Here is a 21742-nt window from a genome sequence, read left to right as displayed (position 1 = left end):
ACCCGGCGGCTTGCTTGCCGTTGTTCCGTGTCAGTGGAGGCGCATTATAGGGAGTAATTCTGAGGTGACAAGGGGAAATGCAAAAAAACTTTTCAACCGTCTCTTTTTTCAACAATGCGGCGAGGAATGTCGCAAAAAACCGCCGTTTTGCTGTTTTAACCGACGAAACGGGGCGCCTGGTGGCATACTGTTAGTGTAGAGAAAAGAAAGGAACGGCATTTATGTCTTTAAGCGCACAGCAACTGGCGGCACAAAAGAACATCTCCTGGGTACTGGCCGAGAAGCTCGCCCAAAAGATACTGACTGGCGAATATCAGCCGGAAAGCATTCTTCCCGGCGAAATGGAGTTAGGGGAGCAGTTCGGCGTGAGTCGTACCGCCGTCCGCGAAGCGGTGAAGACGCTGACTGCAAAAGGCATGCTGCTGCCCCGCCCTCGCATTGGCACCCGGGTAATGCCGCGCAGCAGCTGGAACTTCCTGGATAAGGAACTACTCTCCTGGTGGCTCACGGAAGATAACTTCGAAGAGGTGGTGAGCCACTTTCTCGTCATGCGCAGCAGCCTGGAGCCACAGGCCTGTTTCCTCGCCGCCGCCCACGGCACCGCGGAACAGAAAGCGCAGCTCAATACCCTTATGGAAGAGATGATTGCCCTGAAACGTCATTTTCAGCGCGATCGCTGGATAGACGTCGATATGGCCTGGCATGAACATATCTATGAAATGAGCGGCAATCCTTTCCTCAGCTCATTCGCTTCTTTATTTCATTCCGTCTACCACACCTACTTCACGTCGATTACGCAAAATGAAGTCGTGAAGCTCGATCTCCACCAGGCGATCGTCGATGCCATTCTCAATAGCGATGCGCCAGGTGCCTTGCTCGCCTGCCAGGCGCTGCTGAACGCCCCACACCACGTAAATCAATAACAAGGATTTGGCATGAGCGGAAAAAAAGGGCGCAGCATGGCTGGCCTGCCGTGGATCGCGGCGATGGCCTTCTTTATGCAGGCGCTGGATGCCACCATTCTTAACACCGCCCTCCCGGCTATCGCCCACAGCCTGAACCGTTCCCCCTTAGCAATGCAGTCGGCCATCATCAGCTATACGCTGACGGTGGCGATGTTGATCCCGGTCAGCGGCTGGCTGGCCGATCGCTTCGGCACGCGCCGGGTCTTTATCATCGCCGTTAGCCTGTTTACTCTCGGCTCCCTCGCCTGCGCGCTCTCGAGTTCATTAACGGAGCTGGTCATTTTTCGCGTTATTCAGGGGGTCGGCGGGGCGATGATGATGCCGGTGGCGAGGCTAGCCCTCCTGCGCGCCTATCCGCGCAGCGAACTGCTGCCGGTACTGAACTTTGTCACCATGCCGGGACTGGTAGGACCGATTCTGGGCCCGGTTCTCGGCGGGGTATTTGTGACCTGGGCCAGCTGGCATTGGATTTTCCTGATAAACATTCCCATCGGCGTGATCGGCATTCTGTATGCCCGTAAATATATGCCAAATTTCACAACGCCGCGCCGACGCTTCGATATAACCGGTTTTCTGTTATTTGGCTTAAGCCTGGTGTTATTTTCCAGCGGTATTGAACTGTTTGGCGAAAAAATCGTGGCGACATGGCTGGCGCTGGCGGTGATCGCCGTCAGTCTGATACTGCTCCTGGCCTATGTCCGTCACGCGCGCCGCCATCCTGCGCCGCTGATCTCGCTCTCTTTATTTAAGACCCATACGTTCTCGGTCGGCATTGCCGGCAACCTTGCCACGCGGTTGGGTACCGGCTGCGTACCTTTTCTGATGCCGCTCATGCTGCAGGTTGGCTTTGGCTATCCGGCCATTATCGCCGGCTGTATGATCGCCCCCACCGCTATCGGCTCGATTATTGCGAAATCTACCGTTACCCAGGTGCTGCGCTGGTTTGGCTATCGTAAGACCCTGGTGGGGATCACCGTGTTTATTGGCCTTATGATTGCCCAGTTCTCGCTGCAGTCGCCAGAAATGCCGCTGTGGATGCTGCTTCTGCCGCTGTTCGTGCTGGGGATGGCGATGTCCACGCAGTTTACCGCCATGAATACCATTACCCTGGCCGATCTGACGGATGACAATGCCAGCAGCGGCAATAGCCTGCTGGCAGTCACCCAGCAGCTTTCCATCAGTCTCGGAGTGGCCATCAGCGCTGCGGTGCTGCGCTTCTATGAAGGTTTTGACAGCGCCAGCACCGTAGAGCAGTTTCACTACACCTTTATTACCATGGGCGTGATAACCATCGTGTCGGCGCTGATGTTTATGCTGTTGAGAGCGAAGGATGGCCGCAACCTGATTAGCGAGCGGCACAAACGCTAAGCGGAGCCGCGGACCACCAGCTCCGGGGTTAACTGTACGCGCTGCTGTTTTTGCTGCGGGTCGGCCATGCGATGGATCAGCACGTCGATGGCCAGTTCCCCCAGCTCATCTTTCGGCTGGTGAATGGTGGTTAACGGCGGCGTCATATAGCGAGCCAGTTCAATATCATCGTAACCCACCAGCGCCATATCCTGCGGGATCTGCAACCCGGCCTGGTATAACGCCTGATAAGCGCCAACCGCCATGGCATCGTTACCGACAAACACCGCCTGCGGCCGCTGCGGCAACGCCAGCAGCTGCTGCATCGCGCTAAATCCGCCGCCAAACTCAAAATCACTGGTCACCACGTATCCCTCGGCTACGGGCAGACCGCAGCGCGCCATCGCGGCATGGTAACCTTCAAGGCGCAGACGCGCCGGGGTTTTATCCAGCGGGCCGGCAATGCAGGCAATGTGTGAATACCCTTGATCGATCAGATACTGGGTCGCCATATCGCCACCGAGCAGCGAGTTATCCTGAATCAGATCGCTATCGCCATCAAACGGCGCCCAGTCCATCATGACCGTCGGAACCGACGGATAGCGCTGCATAATTTCCGGGGAGGGTTGGTGGGTCTCAGTGCACAGCAGCAGTAATCCATCGACGCGTTTTTGCATTAACGTCTCCAGATTACGATTCATTCGCTGCTCATCACCTTCCGTATTACAGAGTACGAGACTATAACCCCGCTCAAAGCAGCTGCGCTCCACGCCCCGCACCAGCTCGGAATAAAACGGATTGGTACTGGCGGTGATCAGCATGCCGATGGTGCGGGTTTGATTCAGCTTGAGGCTACGCGCCAGCGCCGAGGGGGCGTAGTTGAGGCTTTTGATCGCGGCGTCTACTTTGGCGGTAATCGCCTCGCTGACAAAGCGGTCCTTATTGATGACGTGTGACACCGTCGATGTGGAAACGCCCGCGACGCGGGCCACATCTTTCATCGTAGCCAAGCATTACCCCTGTTGCGCTAAAAATTCATCAATCTCTGTGCGCCACGGCACGGAAGGCTGCGCGCCTTTGCGAGTCACGGCAATCGCCGCCGCGGCATGCGCAAAGCGGATCGCCTCCGGCAGGGCGGTCCCTTCCAGCAGCGCGGTCACCAGCGCGCCGTTGAAAGTGTCGCCGGCCGCGATAGTATCAATAGCCTGCACGCGAAACCCTGGGATCCGGCGGCTTTCGCCTTCGGCACTGAGCCAGACGCCGCGACTGCCGAGGGTGATCATTACCGTACCAATGCCTTTGGCATGCAGCACGTCGGCGGCTTTTGCCGCATCCTCGTCACTCTCAACGCGAATCCCCGTCAGCTTTTCCGCTTCGGTTTCGTTGGGGGTAATGATATCCACCAGCGCCAGCAGTTCATCGGACAGTTCACGCGCTGGCGCGGGATTAAGCACCACGGTGGTCTGATGGTGATGGGCGATTTTCGCCGCCGCCAGCACGCTCTCCAGCGGTGATTCGAGCTGCATCAACAACGCCTGCGCGCTGGCGATCCGCTCTTTTTCCGCCTCTACCTGAGCGACGGATAAGGCCGCATTGGCGCCGGCATGAATACCGATGACATTCTCACCTTCGGCGTTAACGAAGATTAACGCCACGCCGGTTGCTTCCCCGGCGACCGCGCGCACAGGCGCCACATCGATTTTATCGCTCGCCAGCTGGCGACGGATGCGTTCACCGATGTCGTCATCGCCGGTGCAGGCGATAAACGCGATATCCGCCCCGCTGCGCCCGGCGGCCACCGCCTGGTTGGCCCCTTTACCACCGAACGCCAGCTGGTAGTGGTTGCCGGTGACGGTTTCACCCGGCGTCGGGAAAGCGTCAAGGTTGAGAATGTGATCGGCATTGATGCTGCCAAGGACGACAAGTTTGCCTGCAGTTTTCATCGTTTCTGTTCCCGGGAAAGCGCGCCACCGGGATCCGGTGGCGCATGCCCTGCTTTTCTTTTTTTATATTGTCCCTCGGACCGTTGCCAGTCCGAATCGCATATTACTGCTTAACGACCAGCTTCAGCTCAACCGGGTAGTTAGCTTCCACTTTTTCGCCCTTCAGTACCTTATCAGCAGTCTCAACGCCTTTCGCGCCGATCTGCTCCGGCAACTGTGCGACGGTCGCCGCCAGTTTGCCACTGTTTACTGCTTTTTCGCCATCCGGAGTGCCGTCAAATCCAACCACCATCACATCGGACTTGCCTGCGGTCTGCAGCGCGCGCAGAGCCCCGAGCGCCATTTCATCATTCTGCGCGAACACCGCCTGGACGTCAGGATGGGCGGTCAGCAGGTTCTGCATCACGTTCAGCCCTTTGGTACGGTCGAAATCGGCCGGCTGGCTGGCCAGAACGTTGAACTTGTGCGCCGCCACGGCCTGTTTGAAGCCTTCGCCGCGCTCGCGCGCCGCGGAAGTCCCGGCAATGCCCTGCAGCTCAATGACTTTCGCACTTTCACCCAGCTTTTTCGCAATGTAATCACCCGCCATTTTTCCGCCCTGCACGTTGTCAGAGGCGATGTGGCTCACGACATCGCCTTTTGTCGCCTGACGGTCGAGGGTGATGACCGGGATTTTCGCCTGGTTCGCCATCTTCACGGCATTGCCGACGGCATCAGAGTCGGTTGGGTTGATCAGCAACAGCTTCGCGCCGCGCACCGTTAAATCCTGAACGTTAGCCAGCTCTTTCGCCGGGTTGTTCTGGGAATCGAGCACCACCAGGTTGTAGCCCAGTTTGTCAGCTTCTTTTTGCGCGCCGTCTTTCAGCGACACGAAGAAGGGATTGTTGAGGGTAGAGATAACCAGAGCGATGGTGTCTTTGGCCATCGCGTTCGCGCTAACGGTCGCACTTAGCGCAACAGCAGAGACCAGGGTCGCCAGTTTTTTCATATTCATAGTTAAGATGTCCTGTAGAGTTCTCAGTTACTGCTTTTTGTTATCTACCAGTACCGCCAGCAAAATCACCACCGCTTTAACGATCATCTGGTAATAGGAAGAAACGCCTAAAAGGTTCAAACCATTATTCAGGAAGCCAAGGATCAGCGCGCCAATCAGCGTGCCGACAATGCGTCCTTTGCCGCCCGCCAGGCTGGTGCCGCCGAGCACGACTGCCGCAATGGCGTCCAGCTCATAGCCTGTCCCGGCCGTCGGCTGCGCGGAGGAGAGGCGCGCCACTTCGATAATCCCGGCCAGCGACGCCAGCATCCCGCACAACGCGTAGACGATAATTTTGACTTTATTGACGCTAATCCCGGACAGGCGCGTCGCCGCCTCATTACCGCCAAGGGCGTAGATATAACGACCCAGGCGAGTATGGTGCAGCATGTACCAGGCCGCCAGGAAGACAATCGCCATGATCCATACCGGCGTCGGGATCCCCAGCGGACGCCCGATACCAAACCAGCCGAACAGATCGGCATTATCGCTAAAGCCGGTATTGATCGGGCTGCCGTTGGTGTACACCATGGTCACGCCGCGCAGCAGCAGCATCATCACCAGGGTGGCGATGAAAGCCTGCACGCGGCCTTTCGCCACAATCACCCCGGTGACTGCGCCGATCGCCGCACCTAATGCGAGGGCAGCAGCGACCGCCACCAGCGCATTCACTTCAATGCCAACGATCGACGCCGCCACCGCGCCGGTGAGCGCCAACAGGGAACCGACGGACAGGTCGATCCCCGAGGTCAGTATGACCAGCGTCATCCCTACCGCCATAATGGCGTTAACGGAGGTCTGCTGCAGAATATTGAACAGGTTATTGACGGTAAAAAAGTTGGGGCTCATGGTCGATACCACCGCGATCAGCACCAGCAGGGCAATGAGCGATTTTTGCTCCATCAGCCACGCTTTCGTGAAATAACGGCGACCAGAAACAGCCTGGGTTGTCATCTTTCTTACTCCTGATTCACACGGTTAAGCTTGCCCACAGCGGCAGCCATCAATACTTCCTGGGTGGCCTGCTCGCGTGTGAATTCACCGCCGAGATGCCCTTCATGCATCACTATGATGCGATCGCTCATGCCCAACACTTCCGGCATCTCGGAGGAGACCAGAATGATACTCAGGCCATCGGCTTTGAACTGATTGATGAGCTGGTAGATCTCTTTCTTCGCCCCAACGTCGACGCCACGGGTCGGCTCATCGAGGATCAGGACCTTCGGTCGGGTCATCAGCCCGCGGGCGATGGCGACCTTTTGCTGGTTGCCGCCGGAGAGCAGGCCGATCGCCTGCTCCATGGACGGCGTTTTCACGTTAAACAGCCGGATGAAATCACTGACCGCCTGCTGTTCATCTTTATGCTTGAGACTCCCTCCCGTCCGGCTGAAGTAGCGCAGAGCGGTCAGGGACATGTTTTCTTTTACCGACATCCCGAGCACTAAGCCGTCACGCTTACGGTCTTCGGAGATATAGACAATGCCGTTCGCCAGACCATCCTGCGGCGAACGGGTCACCACTTCGTGACCGTCGAGCGTCACGGAGCCGCTGCTGCGCGGCAGCGCGCCATACAACACTTTCATCAGCTCGGTCCGCCCGGCGCCCATCAGTCCGGCGACGCCGAGGATTTCCCCCTGGCGCAGGGTAAAGGTCACGTTTTCCACGCCCGGGCCGCAGAGATTATCGACTTTCAGGCGCACCGCGCCCGGCGCCTTAGCCAGATGCGGATACTGATCTTCCAGCTTCCGGCCAACCATCATTTCAATCAGACGGTCTTCATCCAGAGAGGAGACCTCGCGTTCGGCAATAAACTGCCCGTCGCGGAACACGGTCACGTCGTCGCAAATCTCGAAGATCTCTTTCATGCGGTGGGAGATGTAGACGATGCCGCGCCCCTGCGATTTCAGTTCGCGGATCACACGGAACAGCGATTCGGTTTCGGTATCGGTCAGCGCGTCGGTCGGTTCATCCATAATGATGACCTTCGACTCGAAGCTCAGCACTTTGGCGATCTCCACCATTTGCTGATCGCCAATCGACAGATCGCCCACCAGCTTCTGGCTGGTAAAACGGAGATTCAGCTTCGCCAGCAGCTTGTCGGCTTCGGCATACATCCGCTTCCAGTCGATTTTGCCAAAGCGGTTAACGAATTCGCGGCCGAGGAAGATGTTCTCGGCGATCGTCAACTGCGGGATCAGGTTCAGCTCCTGATGGATAATGCCGATCCCGGCTTCCTGGGAAGATTTTGGGCCGCTAAAGGTGGTCTCTTTGCCCAGCCACAATAAAGCGCCAGCATCACGGGTATAGATCCCGGTCAGCACTTTCATCATGGTGGATTTACCGGCGCCGTTCTCACCCACCAGCGCCATCACCCGGCCAGGGTAGACATTCAGCGAGGCGCCGGAGAGCGCCTTGACGCCAGGGAACGCTTTATCGATCCCTTTCAGTTGCAATAAGGCTTCCATGACGGCGATCTCAGAAGGTGACGCCGGCACAGAGAATGATATTCGCAAACGGGGAACACTCCCCGCTGCGAATTACCGCCTGACTGTCTGCGGTTTGTTTTTTGAACTGCTCATGACTGGTGTAACGAATTTCAATGGTGTTTCCCTGGTGCTGCTGCAGCTGCTCAAGATGGTTGAGCAACGTCGCGTGGAGCTGCGGATTATGCGTCTTAATTTCCTCCGCGATGACAGCCGCTTCAACCTGCATTTCCGTCGTCACCACTTCCAGAACCTGCATAAATGAAGGTACGCCCTGGGTCAACGCCATATCGATGCGCGCGCTGCTGCGGGGAACCGGTAATCCGGCATCGCAGACCACCAGTGTATCGGTGTGGCCCAGGCGGGAGATAACCGCGGAAATATCAGCGTTAAGTACGGTGCCTTTTTTCATTTTTTCTCTTTTGCTCCACTAGCGAAACGTTTCGCTAAAATAATTATTATCAATGCGTGAGCAGAAAACCATCACCAGAAGAGAGAAATGTGATCGCTATCGAAACGTTTCGCGAGACAGCGACAGGAGATAACAGCCGGAGTGAGAAACAAAAAGCCCTTCGCAACGGAAGGGCTTTTTGACATCAGATTTCGACCTGAGTACCGAGCTCGATAACCCGGTTTGGCGGGATTTCAAACTGATCCGGCGCGCGCAGGGCGTTACGCTGCAGCAGCAGATAAAGCTTGCCGCGCAGGCGCAGATACCACGGCCGTTTGCCGATAATCAGCGACTCATGGGACATAAAGAACGAGGTCTCCATCATCCGGCAGCTGAGTCCTTCCAGGCCACAGCGATGGAACACCTCTTCGACATTTGGCGTTTCCCGCCAGCCGTAGCTGGCCACCACCCGCCAGAACGAGGGCGAAAGCTGCTCAATCTGCACCCGGCGAACGTTATGCACGTAAGGCGCGTCTTCGGTGCGCAGGGTCAGGAGGATCACTCGCTCATGCAGCACCTTGTTGTGCTTCAGGTTATGCAGCAGGGCAAACGGGATCACGTTCAGGGCGCGGGACATATACACCGCAGTACCCGGCACGCGCACCGGCGGCGATTTCTCCAGCGAAGAGATCATCGCTTCCAGCGAGTTGCCGTGCTCGTGCATTCGACGCAGCAGGCGGAAACGCTCGCTCTTCCAGGTAGTCATCACCGTAAACATCACCAGACCCAGGGACAACGGCAGCCAGCCGCCGGAGACAATCTTATCGAGGTTCGCCGAGAACAGCGGAACATCAATGCACAGGAAGGCCACCAGCATCAGCCCAACGAACAGTTTATTCCAGTGCCAGTTTTTGCGCGCCACCGTTGCCGACAGGATGGAGGTCAGCACCATGGTCCCCGTGACCGCGATACCGTACGCCGCCGCCAGGTTAGACGAATGTTCGAAGCTGACGATGACGATCACTACCGAGACATACAGCAGCCAGTTAATGAACGGGATATAGATCTGGCCGGACTCCATTTCCGAGGTGTGGATGATGCGCATCGGCGACAGATAGCCCAGACGCACCGCCTGACGGGTTAAGGAGAAGACCCCGGAGATCACCGCCTGCGAGGCGATAACCGTCGCCAGTGTGGCGATAATCAGCATCGGGATCAGCGCCCACTCCGGCGCCAGCAGGAAGAACGGGTTTTTAATCGCTTCCGGATGCTTAAGCAGCAATGCCCCCTGGCCAAAATAGTTCAGCACCAGCGAAGGCAGCACGACGGAGAACCAGGCGACACGGATCGGCAGTTTGCCGAAGTGCCCCATATCGGCGTACAGCGCTTCCACCCCGGTAATCGACAGCACCACCGCGCCAAGCGCAATAAAGGAAACCGTTTTGTACTGCAGGAAGAAGTGCACCGCCCAGTAGGGGTTTAGCGCCTGCAGAACTTCCGGGTTAGCGTAAATGCTTCGCGCGCCAAGCACCGCCAGCAGCAAGAACCAGATCAGCATAATCGGCGCAAACAGCTTGCCGACCATCCCGGTCCCGTGCTTCTGGATCAGAAACAGCAGGGTAAGCACGATAATGGAGATCGGCACAATCCAGCTATCGAGCTGCGGAGCGATAATTTCTAACCCCTCTATCGCCGACATCACCGAAATCGCCGGGGTAATCACCACTTCGCCATAGAAGAAACTGCCGCCGATCAGGCCGAGGATCACCAGCACAGAGGTCATCCGCGCCGAGGTATTGCGTCCGGCCAGCGACATCAGCGTTAAGATCCCGCCTTCCCCGGCGTTATCCGCCCGCATCACGAAGGTGATGTATTTTATCGATACGGTAAAGATTAACAGCCAGAAAATCAGCGACAAAAAGCCAAATACGGCATCGCGCTCAACGCCAAAGCCAAACTGACCTGACAGGCATTCACGCAGGGTATACAGTGGACTGGTACCGATATCACCGTACACCACGCCGATGGCCGCCAGCGTTAACGCCGGCAACGATTGTTTATTATCAGTGCTCATAGACTAGTCTTTTCGTTTATAAAACAAATGTGTGCCTAGTCCCTTGGCCCACAAAAAGCGCACAGTATGCACGATTATTTGTGAAATCGTACCCCTAACAGACACCATATTAACCTGGCTCAAAAAAAATAAATCGATTCTTCAGGCTATTACCGCCCCTGCTCTAACATCTATACTCGTCCCAATAACGATACATGACAAAGCACGCAACTCAATTATGGCTCAAACACATTTACTGGCTGAAAGAATTTCCCGACTCAGCGCGGCACTCGAAAAAGGACTCTTTGAACGCAGCCACGCGATACGCCTGTGCCTGCTGGCGGCGCTCAGCGGCGAGAGCGTATTTTTGCTCGGTCCGCCGGGGATCGCCAAAAGCCTGATTGCCCGCCGCCTCAAGTTCGCCTTCCAGCAGGCGCGCGCTTTTGAATACCTGATGACCCGCTTTTCCACCCCGGAAGAGGTTTTTGGCCCGCTGTCCATTCAGGCGCTGAAAGATGAAGGCCGCTACGAGCGTTTAACCGCCGGCTACCTGCCGGAAGCAGAAATCGTGTTCCTCGATGAAATATGGAAAGCGGGTCCGGCTATCCTCAACACCCTGCTGACGGCGATTAACGAACGTCACTTCCGCAACGGCGCTCACGAAGAGAAAATCCCGATGCGCCTGCTGGTGGCCGCCTCGAACGAACTGCCCGAAGCCGACAGCAGCCTGGAAGCGCTGTATGACCGCATGCTGATCCGTCTGTGGCTCGATAAAGTACAGGATAAAGGTAATTTCCGTTCGATGCTGGTCAGCCAGCAGGATGAAAACAGCAATCCGGTGCCCAGCGCGCTGCAGGTTAGCGATGAAGAGTTTACGCAATGGCAGCAGCAGATCGGCAATATCAAACTGCCGGACGCGGTGTTTGAGCTGATATTCCAGCTGCGCCAGCAGCTGGATGCCCTGCCAAACGCGCCATACGTTTCGGATCGCCGCTGGAAAAAGGCTATTCGCCTGCTGCAGGCCAGCGCCTTCTTCAGCGGCCGCGACAGCATCGCGCCGATAGATCTTATCCTGCTGAAAGATTGTCTGTGGCACAACGTCGAGAGCATGAACCTGATGTCGCAGCAGCTGGAAACGCTGATGACCTGCCACGCCTGGCAGCAGCAGGCGATGCTGACGCGGCTCGGGGCGATTGTGCAGCGACGCATTCAGATCCAACAGCAGCAAAGTGACAAAACGGCGCTAAAGGTCACCCGCCTTGGCGGCATGTTTAGCCGCAAGCCGCACTATGAGCTGCCGGCGGAGATCCAGGGGACCACCCTGACCCTGCTGCTGCAGCAGCCGCTCAAACTCCACGATATGGAAGTGATCCACATTACTTTTGAGCGCGAGGCGTTAGCCAGCTGGCTGGAAAAGGGCGGCGAGATCCGCGGCAAGCTCAACGGGATCGGCTTTGCCCAACTGCTCAATATGGATGTCGACACCAGCCAGCATCTGGTTGTTCGCGACGTCAGCCTGCAGGGCTCACGCCTCTCGCTGCCCGGCAGCGCGTCGCAGGAAAACATGCCGGCGGAAATTAGCCAGCAGCTGGAGGCGCTGGACGATGAGTGGCACCAGCAACATAACCGCTTCAGCGAGCAGCAGAAGTGCCTGTTTATCCCGGTCGAGTGGCTGGGAAGAATCGAAGCCAGCCTGCAGGACGTCGGCGCGCAGATTAAACAGGCGAAGCAGCCATGACGCTCGATATGCTGAATGTCATGCTGGCAGTCAGCGAAGAGGGAATGATCGAGGAGATGCTGCTGGCGCTGCTGGCCTCTCCGCAGCTGGCGGTTTTCTTTGAGAAATTTCCCCGCCTGAAAAACATCATCGCGGCGGATATTCCGCGCTGGCGGGAAGCCGTTCGCGCCCGCTTAAAAGAGGTTAACGTCCCGCCGGATCTGGACGCCGAGGTGCAAACCTATCAGCAGGCTCAGTTGCTCTCTACCTCGCAGTTTATCGTCCAGCTGCCGCAGATCCTCGGCAAGCTACACCAGCTCCAGTCCCCTTTTGCCGCCCAGGCGCAGAAGCTGGTGGACGACAATGCGACCTTTACCCCGGCGCTGCATACGCTGTTTTTACAGCGCTGGCGCCTGAGCCTGGTGGTGCAAGCCACCAGCCTTAACCAGCAGCTGCTGGATGAGGAGCGCGATCAGTTGCTCAGCGAGGTCCAGGAACGAATGACGCTCAGCGGTCAGCTCGATCCGGTGCTGGCTGAGAATGACACCGCCGCCGGACGCCTGTGGGATATGAGCGCCGGCGAACTCAAACGTGGCGACTATCAGCTGATCGTGCGCTATGGCGATTTTCTTAACCAGCAGCCGGAGCTGCTGCAGCTGGCGGAACAGCTGGGGCGCTCACGGGAAGCGAAATCCGTGCCGAAGAAAGACGCGCCGATGGAGACCTTCCGTAGCCTGGTGCGCGAGCCAGCGACGGTGCCGGAACAGGTCGACGGCCTCCAGCAGAGCGATGACATTCTGCGCCTGCTGCCGCCGGAGCTGGCGACGCTCGGCATCACGGAGCTGGAGTTTGAATTTTATCGCAAGCTGGTGGAGAAACAGCTCCTGACCTACCGGCTGCACGGCGACGCCTGGCGAGAAAAAATCACCGAACGCCCGGTGACGCGGCAAGATTTTGATGAACAGCCGCGCGGGCCCTTTATTGTCTGCGTCGATACGTCAGGATCAATGGGCGGTTTTAACGAGCAGTGCGCCAAAGCCTTTTGTCTGGCCCTGATGCGCGTCGCGCTAGCGGATAACCGCCGCTGCTTTATTATGCTGTTCTCCAGCGAAGTGGTGCACTACGAACTGACCTGCGAGGGCGGCCTGGAGCAGGCGATCCGCTTTCTGAGCCAGCGCTTTCGCGGCGGCACCGATCTGGCCAGCTGTTTTCGCGCCATTATTGAACGTCTGCAAAACCCGCAGTGGGTGGATGCGGATGCCGTGGTGATCTCCGACTTTATTGCCCAGCGGTTGCCGGATGAGGTGATTGCTCAGGTGGGGGAGTTACAGCGAAAGCATCAGCACCGTTTTCACGCGGTGGCGATGTCGGTACACGGCAAACCCGGCATCATGCGCATCTTCGATCATATCTGGCGCTTTGATACCGGGTTGCGTAGCCGCCTGCTGCGACGCTGGCGGCGCTAATCGTTACAGCAGCGCGGAAACGCTTTCGCGAACCTGTGCCGGCCATACGCCGCACTGCACCTGGCCGATATGGTCGAGCTGCAGCAACAGCATCGTCAGCCGAGACTGGCCAATGCCGCCGCCGATAGTCTGCGGCATCTCGCCGCGCAGCAGCGCCTGGTGCCACTCCAGTTTCAGGCGATCTTCATCGCCGGTCAGCGCCAGCTGGCGTTTCAGCGCCGCGGCGTCAACGCGGATCCCCATTGAGGAGATCTCGAACGCATCTTCCAGCACGGGGTTCCACACCAGGATATCGCCGTTCAGTCCGGCAAAGCCTTCAGAAACCTCAGTGCTCCAGTCATCATAGTCCGGCGCACGTACATCATGGCGCTTGCCATCAGAGAGTTTGCCGCCGATGCCGATTAAGAAGACGGCGCCCAGCTCTTTGGCAATCGCTCGCTCGCGGCCCTTGGCATCAAGATCCGGATAGCGACTCAGCAGCGCCTGGCTGTGAACAAAGTGGATCTGTTCCGGCAGGAACGGCGTCAGGCCAAATTCCTGGCTGACCGCCAGCTCGGTGGCTTTGATCCCGGCGTAAATCGCTTCGACGGTCGCCTTCAGCGTGCCGACGTGGCGCTCTTCATCCCCCATCACCCGCTCCCAGTCCCACTGGTCGACATAGACGGAATGGATCGGCGTCAGACGGTCTTCATCGGGGCGAAGGGCCTTCATGTGCGTGTACAGCCCTTCGCCCGCGCTGAAGTCGTGTTGTCCCAGGGTTTGACGCTTCCACTTCGCCAGCGAATGAACCACTTCGAACTGGGCGTCGGGCAGTGTTTTCACTTTCACCTGAACCGCTTTCTCACAGCCGGACAAGTTATCCTGCGTCCCATCGCCCACGCGGCTTAAGATTGGCGCCTGGACTTCAATCAGGCCAAGCTTCTCTTCCAGCTGACGGGAAAAGTGGGATTTAACGAAACTGATCTGGCGTTGTTTTGCGATATATGCGGTTTTCATTTTTATGACTCCTGCGTCCTGTTGCCATTGATTAAGCAACAAAACAGGCCACCAATACAATAATCAATCAATAAAAAGGCTCATCGACTTTTAATCCATCAAAATATGGCGCTAAAATAGTAAGAACCCTCAAACTTCATAAGAAAAAGATATGGAAAATTATCAGATCGACAATCTGGACCGCGGCATTCTCGATGCGCTAATGGCCAACGCCCGTACCGCCTATGCCGAACTGGCCAAACAGTTCAGCGTCAGCCCCGGCACTATTCATGTACGCGTCGAAAAGATGAAACAGGCGGGCATCATTACCGGCGCGCGCATTGACGTCAGCCCCAAACAGCTGGGCTATGACGTCGGCTGCTTCATCGGCATTATTCTCAAAAGCGCCAAAGACTATCCCTCCGCCCTCGCCCGCCTGGAAAGCCTGGAGGAGGTCACCGAGGCTTACTACACCACCGGCCACTACAGCATCTTTATTAAGGTGATGTGTAAATCCATCGATGCCCTGCAGCAGGTACTTATCAACAAGATCCAAACAATTGATGAAATTCAGTCCACCGAGACCCTGATCGTGCTGCAGAACCCGATCATGCGCACCATTAAGCCCTGATCGTTTTTTTAATCCCACATTTTTCCACAGGTAGATCCCAGCTCGCTCACAGCGTACAATACGCCACTCTGAACAGTTGAGCGGGCGATCGGCGATCTATGGCAGACATTACACTTATCAGCGGCAGCACCCTGGGCAGTGCGGAATACGTAGCGGAGCATCTGGCGGAAAAGCTGGAAGAAGCAGGCTACAGCACTGAAATCCAGCACGGCCCGCTGGTGGACGATCTGCAGGCGCAGGGGATCTGGTTAGTTATCTCTTCCACCCATGGCGCCGGCGACATTCCCGACAACCTGGTTCCCTTCTATGACGCGCTGCTGGCGCAGCAGGCCGATCTTTCCGCCGTGCGCTTTGGCGCCATCGGGATCGGCAGCCGCGAATACGACACTTTTTGCGGCGCGATCGATAAATTAGAAGCGGCGCTGAAGGCCTGCGGGGCAAAACAGATCGGCGAGACCCTGAAGATCAACGTGCTGGAACATGAAATTCCCGAGGATCCGGCGGAAATTTGGCTGGGATCCTGGAAAAATTTGCTCTGAGATTTGTAAAGATCGTCCGTTCTTCTGTGGATAACCATGCTTAAAAGCTTGGATCAACCGGTAGTTATCCAAAGAATAACCGCAGTACGCTTTTTGAGCTGTGCATAACCCTTCATTCTGATCCCAGCTTATACGGACCAGGATCACCGATCATTCACAGATAGTGATCCTTCTTAAGCTTTTGATCTTACTTCGCGGATCCGACTTATCCACAAAGAGAGTCGATCCTAATAAGAGATCACAATAGAACAGATCTCTATATAAAGATCTTCTTTTTAATACTCAGGATCCCGGAGTCTTTCTCAAAAGACCAAAGCCGAGTAGAATCCACGGCCCGGGCTTCAATCCATTTTCAAACCGCGTTATGCGAGGCAGACCACCATGTTTTATCAGGATCCTTTTGACGTCATTATCATTGGCGGGGGTCACGCAGGCACTGAGGCCGCAATGGCCGCAGCGCGTATGGGTCAACAGACCCTGCTTTTGACACACAATATCGACACGCTGGGGCAGATGAGCTGCAACCCGGCGATTGGCGGCATTGGGAAAGGACACCTGGTAAAAGAAGTGGACGCGCTCGGCGGCCTGATGGCCAAAGCGATCGATCAGGCAGGCATCCAGTTTAGGATACTAAACGCCAGCAAAGGCCCCGCGGTACGCGCCACTCGCGCCCAGGCTGACCGCGTGCTGTACCGTCAGGCGGTACGCACTGCGCTGGAGAACCAGCCGAATTTGATGATCTTCCAGCAGGCAGTGGAAGATCTGATTGTCGAAAACGATCGCGTCGTAGGCGCAGTCACCCAGATGGGCCTCAAATTCCGTGCCAAAGCGGTGGTGCTGACCGTCGGAACCTTCCTTGACGGCAAAATCCATATTGGTCTGGATAACTACAGCGGCGGACGCGCCGGCGATCCGCCGTCGATCCCGCTGTCTCGTCGTCTGCGTGAACTGCCGCTGCGCGTAAGCCGACTGAAAACCGGGACCCCGCCGCGCATTGACGCGCGCACCATCGATTTCAGCGTGTTGGCTCAACAGCATGGCGATAACCCGATGCCGGTCTTCTCGTTTATGGGATCTGCCGATCAGCATCCGCGTCAGGTGCCGTGCTACATCACCCACACTAACGAGAAAACCCATGACGTGATCCGCAATAACCTCGATCGCAGCCCCATGTACGCCGGGGTGATCGAAGGGATCGGTCCACGCTACTGCCCGTCGATCGAAGACAAAGTCATGCGCTTTGCCGATCGCAACCAGCATCAGATCTTCCTCGAACCGGAAGGCCTGACCTCAAACGAAATTTATCCGAACGGCATCTCCACCAGCCTGCCGTTCGATGTGCAAATGCAAATCGTCCGCTCCATGCAGGGGATGGAAAATGCGCGGATCGTCCGTCCTGGCTACGCTATTGAGTACGACTTCTTCGACCCGCGCGATCTGAAACCGACGCTCGAGAGCAAATTCATTCAGGGTCTGTTCTTCGCCGGTCAGATCAACGGCACTACCGGTTATGAAGAAGCGGCGGCTCAGGGTCTGCTGGCCGGTCTTAACGCTGCTCGCTTCTCGGCGGAAAAAGAGGGCTGGGCGCCGCGTCGCGATCAGGCCTACCTCGGCGTGCTGGTGGATGACCTGTGTACTCTGGGTACCAAAGAACCGTACCGCATGTTTACCTCTCGTGCTGAATATCGTCTGATGCTGCGCGAAGACAACGCCGACCTGCGTCTGACTGAGCAGGGGCGTGAGCTGGGTCTGGTGGATGATGAACGCTGGGCGCGTTACAACGAGAAGCTGGAAAGCATTGAGCGCGAACGCCAGCGCCTGAAATCGACCTGGGTGAACCCGCAGGCTGAGAGCGCTACCGAAGTGAACGCTCACCTGACCGCGCCGCTGTCGCGCGAAGCCAGCGGTGAAGATCTGCTGCGTCGCCCGGAAATGACCTACGAGCAGCTGGTTCAGCTCTCGCCGTTCGCGCCGGGGCTGGAAGATCGGCAGGCGGCTGAGCAGGTTGAGATCCAGGTGAAGTATGAAGGCTATATCGCGCGCCAGCAGGATGAGATCGAGAAACAGCAGCGCAACGAGAATACCTTGTTACCGGCGACACTCGACTACCGTCAGGTCACCGGACTGTCTAATGAAGTGATCGCTAAACTAAACGACCATAAACCGTCGTCGATAGGGCAGGCGTCACGTATTTCCGGGATCACCCCGGCGGCGATCTCTATTTTGCTGGTTTGGTTGAAAAAGCAGGGGATGCTGCGTCGCAGCGCCTGATTGCGGCAGCCTGCCGCGCTGATTTCCCACTTGCATAATCAGCGTTCGCCTTTATCATTCCTGGCCCGGTAAGCGTTAGCGCCTCCGGGCTCATTATTTTTTGAAGGTACTTACCGTGCTCAACAAACTTTCTCGTCTGCTGGATGAAGCGGGTATTTCGCTCACCGATCACCAGAAAAATCAGCTGGTGGCTTACGTCGGGCTGCTCGATAAGTGGAACAAAGCCTATAACCTGACCTCCGTTCGCGATCCAAATGAGATGCTGGTGCGTCATATCCTCGACAGCATCATCGTCGCGCCTTATCTGCAGGGCTCGCGCTTTATCGATGTCGGTACGGGACCGGGGCTGCCGGGGATCCCGTTGGCTATCGTGCGCCCGGAGTCGCATTTCACCCTGCTGGACAGCCTTGGCAAACGCGTGCGCTTCCTGCGTCAGGTGCAGCATGAACTGAAGCTGGATAACATCACCCCGGTGCAGAGCCGCGTGGAAGCTTTCCCGGCCGAGCCGCCGTTTGATGGCGTGATAAGCCGCGCCTTCGCGTCGCTTAATGATATGGTGAGCTGGTGCCATCATTTGCCGGCCGCGAACGGTCACTTCTATGCGCTCAAAGGGTTAGCGCAAAAAGACGAAATGGAAAACCTGCCGGAAGGGTATGCCATAGCCGAGGTCATTGAGCTGCATGTTCCTCAGCTGGAAGGGGAGCGGCACCTGGTGGTGATTACGCCAAAAGCGAGTTAATTTTTATCAAAAAATGTGGAAAAAATGTGGCCCATGAATGTTACAAAAATAAAGGTCACCTCCAGATATTATCGGGCTGCATTTAACCATGTTTTTACTATGGTTTTTCTTGCGGTTAACTTAGCGTAAGTGATTCACTGACAAAATAGTCAACTTTGAAAATATCAGGGTGCTAAAAATCGACAACGATGATCAGCATCGTGATGTTAAATTTTTATTATAAATGTCAATAAAAGGTTTTTATTGTATGTGGGGTTGTTTTAGATAATGTCCTCACTTTTTATCTTGAATATCAAAAACATGAAAAATAGTGTTTTATGTCCTTGATTCATTAAAGGGCGCTTGAAATGTTTATTATGTGATCTAATGCACGCTTTAATTGCCGTGTTTCCACGTTATTTGCAGTTTTGTATGACCGCTCACAGAACGCTGAAATGCACGGAAAGTTGTCCGTTGGAAAATAATTAAACATTTATTCACTATTTTGCTACTTATTGTTTGAAATCACGGGGCGTCACCGTATAATTTGTCCGCTTTTTGATGCTTGACTCTTCGTCTTAAAGGACGTTTTATACGACACGCGACATACCTCAAAGGGAGCAGGAGTAAAAACGTGATGTCAGTGTCGCTCTTGAGTCGAAACGTTGCTCGCAAGCTTCTGTTTATTCAGTTACTGGCAGTAATGGCAAGTGGACTGCTGTTTAGCCTCAAAGACCCCTTCTGGGGCATTTCCGCGGTATGCGGCGGTTTGGCAGTGGTTTTGCCAAACCTGATGTTTATGATTTTTGCCTGGCGTCATCAGGCGCATACACCAGCAAAAGGCCGTGTGGCCTGGACCTTCGCCTTCGGTGAAGCCTTCAAGGTGTTGCTGACCTTCGCCCTCCTGGCGGTGGCGCTGGCCGTTTTAAAAGTGGTATTTTTGCCACTGATCGTGACGTGGGTTTTGGTGCTGGTGGTACAAGTTCTGGCGCCAGCTGTAATCAACAACAAAGGGTAAAAGGCATCATGGCTTCAGAAAATATGACGCCGCAGGAATACATAGGTCACCATCTGAACAACCTTCAGATTGATCTGCGTACTTTCTCGCTGGTGGATCCGCACAACCCCCCGGCCACCTTCTGGACGCTCAACATTGACTCCATGTTCTTCTCGGTGGTTCTCGGTCTGCTGTTCCTGGCCATGTTCCGTAGCGTTGCTAAGAAAGCGACCAGCGGCGTACCAGGGAAATTCCAGACCTTCATCGAAATGATCATCGGCTTCGTCCATGGCAGCGTCAAAGACATGTACCATGGCAAGAGCAAGGTTATCGCGCCGCTGGCGCTGACCGTGTTCGTCTGGGTCTTCCTGATGAACCTGATGGACCTGCTGCCAATCGACCTGCTTCCTTATATCGGCGAACACATTTTCGGCCTGCCTGCACTGCGCGTGGTTCCGTCTGCTGACGTGAACATCACCCTGTCGATGGCGCTTGGCGTGTTCATCCTGATTATTTTCTACAGCATCAAAATGAAAGGCGTAGGTGGGTTCGTTAAAGAACTGACCATGCAGCCGTTCAATCACTGGGCGTTCATTCCTGTCAACTTAATCCTTGAAGGGGTAAGCCTGCTGTCCAAACCGGTCTCTCTCGGTCTGCGACTGTTCGGCAACATGTATGCCGGTGAGCTGATTTTCATTCTGATTGCTGGTCTGCTGCCGTGGTGGTCACAGTGGGTTCTGAATGTGCCTTGGGCCATTTTCCACATCCTGATTATTACGCTGCAAGCCTTCATCTTCATGGTTCTGACGATTGTCTATCTGTCGATGGCGTCTGAAGAGCATTGATTTTTACCAACACTACTACGTTTTAACTGAAACAAACTGGAGACTGTCATGGAAAACCTGAATATGGATCTGCTGTACATGGCTGCCGCTGTGATGATGGGTCTGGCGGCAATCGGTGCTGCGATCGGTATCGGCATCCTCGGAGGTAAATTCCTGGAAGGCGCAGCGCGTCAGCCGGATCTGATCCCTCTGCTGCGTACTCAGTTCTTTATCGTTATGGGTCTGGTGGATGCTATCCCGATGATCGCTGTAGGTCTGGGTCTGTACGTGATGTTCGCCGTCGCGTAGTAAGTTGTTAGAAACCTAAGCCACAGAGTTAATTAAAGAGGTATTGTGCTGTGAACATGAACGCAACAATCCTCGGCCAGGCCATCGCGTTTGTTATCTTCGTATGGTTCTGCATGAAGTACGTATGGCCGCCTTTAATGGCTGCCATCGAAAAACGCCAGAAAGAGATTTCTGACGGTTTAGCTTCTGCAGAACGCGCTAAGAAAGATTTGGACCTTGCACAGGCCAACGCGACCGACCAGCTGAAAAAAGCGAAAGCGGAAGCCCAGGTAATCATTGAGCAGGCGAACAAGCGCCGCTCTCAGATTCTGGACGAAGCTAAAGCTGAAGCAGAACAGGAACGCACCAAAATCGTTGCACAAGCGCAGGCTGAAATTGATGCTGAGCGTAAACGTGCACGCGAGGAGCTGCGTAAGCAGGTCGCTATCCTGGCTGTTGCTGGCGCCGAGAAGATCATCGAACGTTCCGTGGATGAAGCTGCTAACAGCGACATCGTGGATAAACTTGTCGCTGAACTGTAAGGAGGGAGGGGCTGATGTCTGAATTTGTAACGGTAGCTCGCCCCTACGCCAAAGCAGCTTTTGACTTTGCCGTCGAACACAACAGTGTTGAACGCTGGCAGGATATGCTGGCGTTTGCCGCCGAAGTGACCAAAAACGACCAAATGGCAGAGCTTCTCTCCGGTGCTTTGGCGCCGGAAACGCTCTCAGAAGCGTTTATCGCTATCTGCGGCGAGCAACTTGACGAAAACGGCCAGAACCTCATTAAGGTGATGGCGGAAAATAATCGTCTGAAGGTGCTCCCGGACGTTCTTGAGCAATTCATTCACCTGCGCGCGGCCAGTGAGGCCATCGCAGAGGTAGAAGTCATATCTGCCAACCAACTGAGTGATGAACAGCTTGCCAGGATCGTCAGCGCGATGGAAAAACGTCTGTCACGCAAAGTTAAGCTGAATTGCAAAATCGATAAGTCTGTTATGGCAGGTATTATCATCCGTGCGGGTGATATGGTCATTGATGGCAGCGTACGCGGCCGTCTTGATCGCCTTGCAGACGTCTTGCAGTCTTAAGGGGACTGGAG

General features: G+C 55.7%; 21 protein-coding genes. 13 read left to right on the top strand and 8 right to left on the bottom strand.

The window, feature by feature from the left end; translation table 11 throughout:
• Nucleotides 1–221 precede the first annotated feature (221 nt).
• Both ABLV52_RS25585 and mdtD read left to right on the top strand, forming a co-directional pair.
• Nucleotides 222–923: a FadR/GntR family transcriptional regulator gene (locus ABLV52_RS25585; protein ID WP_023291487.1), complete on the top strand. Its 702-nt coding sequence runs from the start codon at nucleotides 222–224 to the stop codon at nucleotides 921–923.
• A 12-nt stretch (nucleotides 924–935) separates the two neighbouring features.
• Nucleotides 936–2333 (top strand): multidrug transporter subunit MdtD, encoded by a 1398-nt coding sequence (gene mdtD, locus ABLV52_RS25580; protein ID WP_023291486.1) that lies wholly within the window; start codon nucleotides 936–938, stop codon nucleotides 2331–2333.
• Here mdtD and rbsR read toward each other — a convergent pair.
• The 7 genes from rbsR to kup all read right to left on the bottom strand — a co-directional run bounded on the left by rbsR (nucleotide 2330) and on the right by kup (nucleotide 10236).
• Nucleotides 2330–3322: a ribose operon transcriptional repressor RbsR gene (gene rbsR, locus ABLV52_RS25575; protein WP_086076398.1), complete on the bottom strand. Its 993-nt coding sequence runs from the start codon at nucleotides 3320–3322 to the stop codon at nucleotides 2330–2332. The two genes, mdtD and rbsR, sit on opposite strands and share 4 nt — an antisense overlap.
• Before the next feature lie 3 nt (nucleotides 3323–3325).
• Entirely contained in the window at nucleotides 3326–4255 is a 930-nt protein-coding gene (rbsK, locus tag ABLV52_RS25570; RefSeq protein ID WP_023291484.1) for a ribokinase, read from the bottom strand.
• 103 nt (nucleotides 4256–4358) lie between these two features.
• The gene (gene rbsB / locus ABLV52_RS25565) at nucleotides 4359–5249 is read right to left on the bottom strand and encodes a ribose ABC transporter substrate-binding protein RbsB (protein WP_004202323.1); all 891 of its coding nucleotides are present in this window, start codon (nucleotides 5247–5249) and stop codon (nucleotides 4359–4361) included.
• A gap of 27 nt (nucleotides 5250–5276) precedes the next feature.
• Complete coding sequence (gene rbsC / locus ABLV52_RS25560; protein ID WP_004202322.1) at nucleotides 5277–6242, bottom strand: ribose ABC transporter permease; 966 nt, start codon at nucleotides 6240–6242, stop codon at nucleotides 5277–5279.
• 5 nt (nucleotides 6243–6247) lie between these two features.
• Nucleotides 6248–7753 carry a ribose ABC transporter ATP-binding protein RbsA gene (gene rbsA, locus ABLV52_RS25555; RefSeq protein ID WP_023291483.1) on the bottom strand — a complete coding sequence of 502 codons (1506 nt, stop codon included), beginning with the start codon at nucleotides 7751–7753 and terminating at the stop codon, nucleotides 6248–6250.
• Between the two features lie 10 nt (nucleotides 7754–7763).
• Nucleotides 7764–8183: a D-ribose pyranase gene (gene rbsD / locus ABLV52_RS25550; RefSeq protein WP_004202320.1), complete on the bottom strand. Its 420-nt coding sequence runs from the start codon at nucleotides 8181–8183 to the stop codon at nucleotides 7764–7766.
• Between the two features lie 184 nt (nucleotides 8184–8367).
• Nucleotides 8368–10236, bottom strand: coding sequence for a low affinity potassium transporter Kup (gene kup, locus ABLV52_RS25545; RefSeq protein WP_348891065.1), 1869 nt, complete (start codon nucleotides 10234–10236; stop codon nucleotides 8368–8370).
• Between the two features lie 217 nt (nucleotides 10237–10453).
• Here kup and ravA point away from each other — a divergent pair, with 217 nt between their 5' ends.
• Together ravA and viaA are read left to right on the top strand one after the other, a co-directional pair.
• Complete coding sequence (ravA, locus tag ABLV52_RS25540; protein ID WP_348891064.1) at nucleotides 10454–11953, top strand: ATPase RavA; 1500 nt, start codon at nucleotides 10454–10456, stop codon at nucleotides 11951–11953.
• Nucleotides 11950–13398, top strand: coding sequence for an ATPase RavA stimulator ViaA (viaA, locus tag ABLV52_RS25535; protein ID WP_032454444.1), 1449 nt, complete (start codon nucleotides 11950–11952; stop codon nucleotides 13396–13398). The genes ravA and viaA overlap by 4 nt, the downstream gene beginning before the upstream one ends.
• A 3-nt stretch (nucleotides 13399–13401) precedes the next feature.
• Here the strand turns inward: viaA and asnA are convergent, their stop codons facing one another.
• Nucleotides 13402–14394, bottom strand: coding sequence for an aspartate--ammonia ligase (gene asnA / locus ABLV52_RS25530; RefSeq protein ID WP_023291478.1), 993 nt, complete (start codon nucleotides 14392–14394; stop codon nucleotides 13402–13404).
• A 151-nt stretch (nucleotides 14395–14545) separates the two neighbouring features.
• Between asnA and asnC the strand changes: the two genes are divergently transcribed.
• The 9 genes from asnC (at nucleotide 14546) to atpH (ending at nucleotide 21731) form a co-directional block, all read left to right on the top strand.
• The gene (gene asnC / locus ABLV52_RS25525; protein ID WP_002882510.1) at nucleotides 14546–15004 is read left to right on the top strand and encodes a transcriptional regulator AsnC; all 459 of its coding nucleotides are present in this window, start codon (nucleotides 14546–14548) and stop codon (nucleotides 15002–15004) included.
• Nucleotides 15005–15102: 98 nt separating this feature from the next.
• Nucleotides 15103–15543, top strand: a complete 441-nt coding sequence (gene mioC / locus ABLV52_RS25520; RefSeq protein WP_017899651.1) for an FMN-binding protein MioC — start codon at nucleotides 15103–15105, stop codon at nucleotides 15541–15543.
• A 381-nt stretch (nucleotides 15544–15924) separates the two neighbouring features.
• Entirely contained in the window at nucleotides 15925–17814 is a 1890-nt protein-coding gene (gene mnmG, locus ABLV52_RS25515; protein ID WP_023291477.1) for a tRNA uridine-5-carboxymethylaminomethyl(34) synthesis enzyme MnmG, read from the top strand.
• A gap of 115 nt (nucleotides 17815–17929) precedes the next feature.
• Nucleotides 17930–18553, top strand: a complete 624-nt coding sequence (gene rsmG, locus ABLV52_RS25510; protein WP_032429030.1) for a 16S rRNA (guanine(527)-N(7))-methyltransferase RsmG — start codon at nucleotides 17930–17932, stop codon at nucleotides 18551–18553.
• Between the two features lie 616 nt (nucleotides 18554–19169).
• Nucleotides 19170–19550, top strand: a complete 381-nt coding sequence (gene atpI / locus ABLV52_RS25505; protein ID WP_004202310.1) for a F0F1 ATP synthase subunit I — start codon at nucleotides 19170–19172, stop codon at nucleotides 19548–19550.
• Between the two features lie 8 nt (nucleotides 19551–19558).
• A complete protein-coding gene (gene atpB / locus ABLV52_RS25500) occupies nucleotides 19559–20374 on the top strand; it encodes a F0F1 ATP synthase subunit A (protein WP_023291475.1) in 816 nt (271 codons plus the stop codon).
• 48 nt (nucleotides 20375–20422) lie between these two features.
• Nucleotides 20423–20662 carry a F0F1 ATP synthase subunit C gene (gene atpE, locus ABLV52_RS25495; protein ID WP_000429386.1) on the top strand — a complete coding sequence of 80 codons (240 nt, stop codon included), beginning with the start codon at nucleotides 20423–20425 and terminating at the stop codon, nucleotides 20660–20662.
• Nucleotides 20663–20712: 50 nt separating this feature from the next.
• The gene (gene atpF, locus ABLV52_RS25490) at nucleotides 20713–21183 is read left to right on the top strand and encodes a F0F1 ATP synthase subunit B (protein WP_004107293.1); all 471 of its coding nucleotides are present in this window, start codon (nucleotides 20713–20715) and stop codon (nucleotides 21181–21183) included.
• A gap of 14 nt (nucleotides 21184–21197) precedes the next feature.
• A complete protein-coding gene (atpH, locus tag ABLV52_RS25485; protein WP_004202307.1) occupies nucleotides 21198–21731 on the top strand; it encodes a F0F1 ATP synthase subunit delta in 534 nt (177 codons plus the stop codon).
• Nucleotides 21732–21742 lie beyond the last annotated feature (11 nt).

This window comes from Klebsiella sp. GB_Kp056 (assembly GCF_040064755.1).
GTDB classification, from domain to species: domain Bacteria; phylum Pseudomonadota; class Gammaproteobacteria; order Enterobacterales; family Enterobacteriaceae; genus Klebsiella; species Klebsiella quasipneumoniae.
The sequence above is the reverse complement of the archived record's forward strand: the minus strand, read 5'-3'. Positions and strand labels throughout refer to the sequence as shown.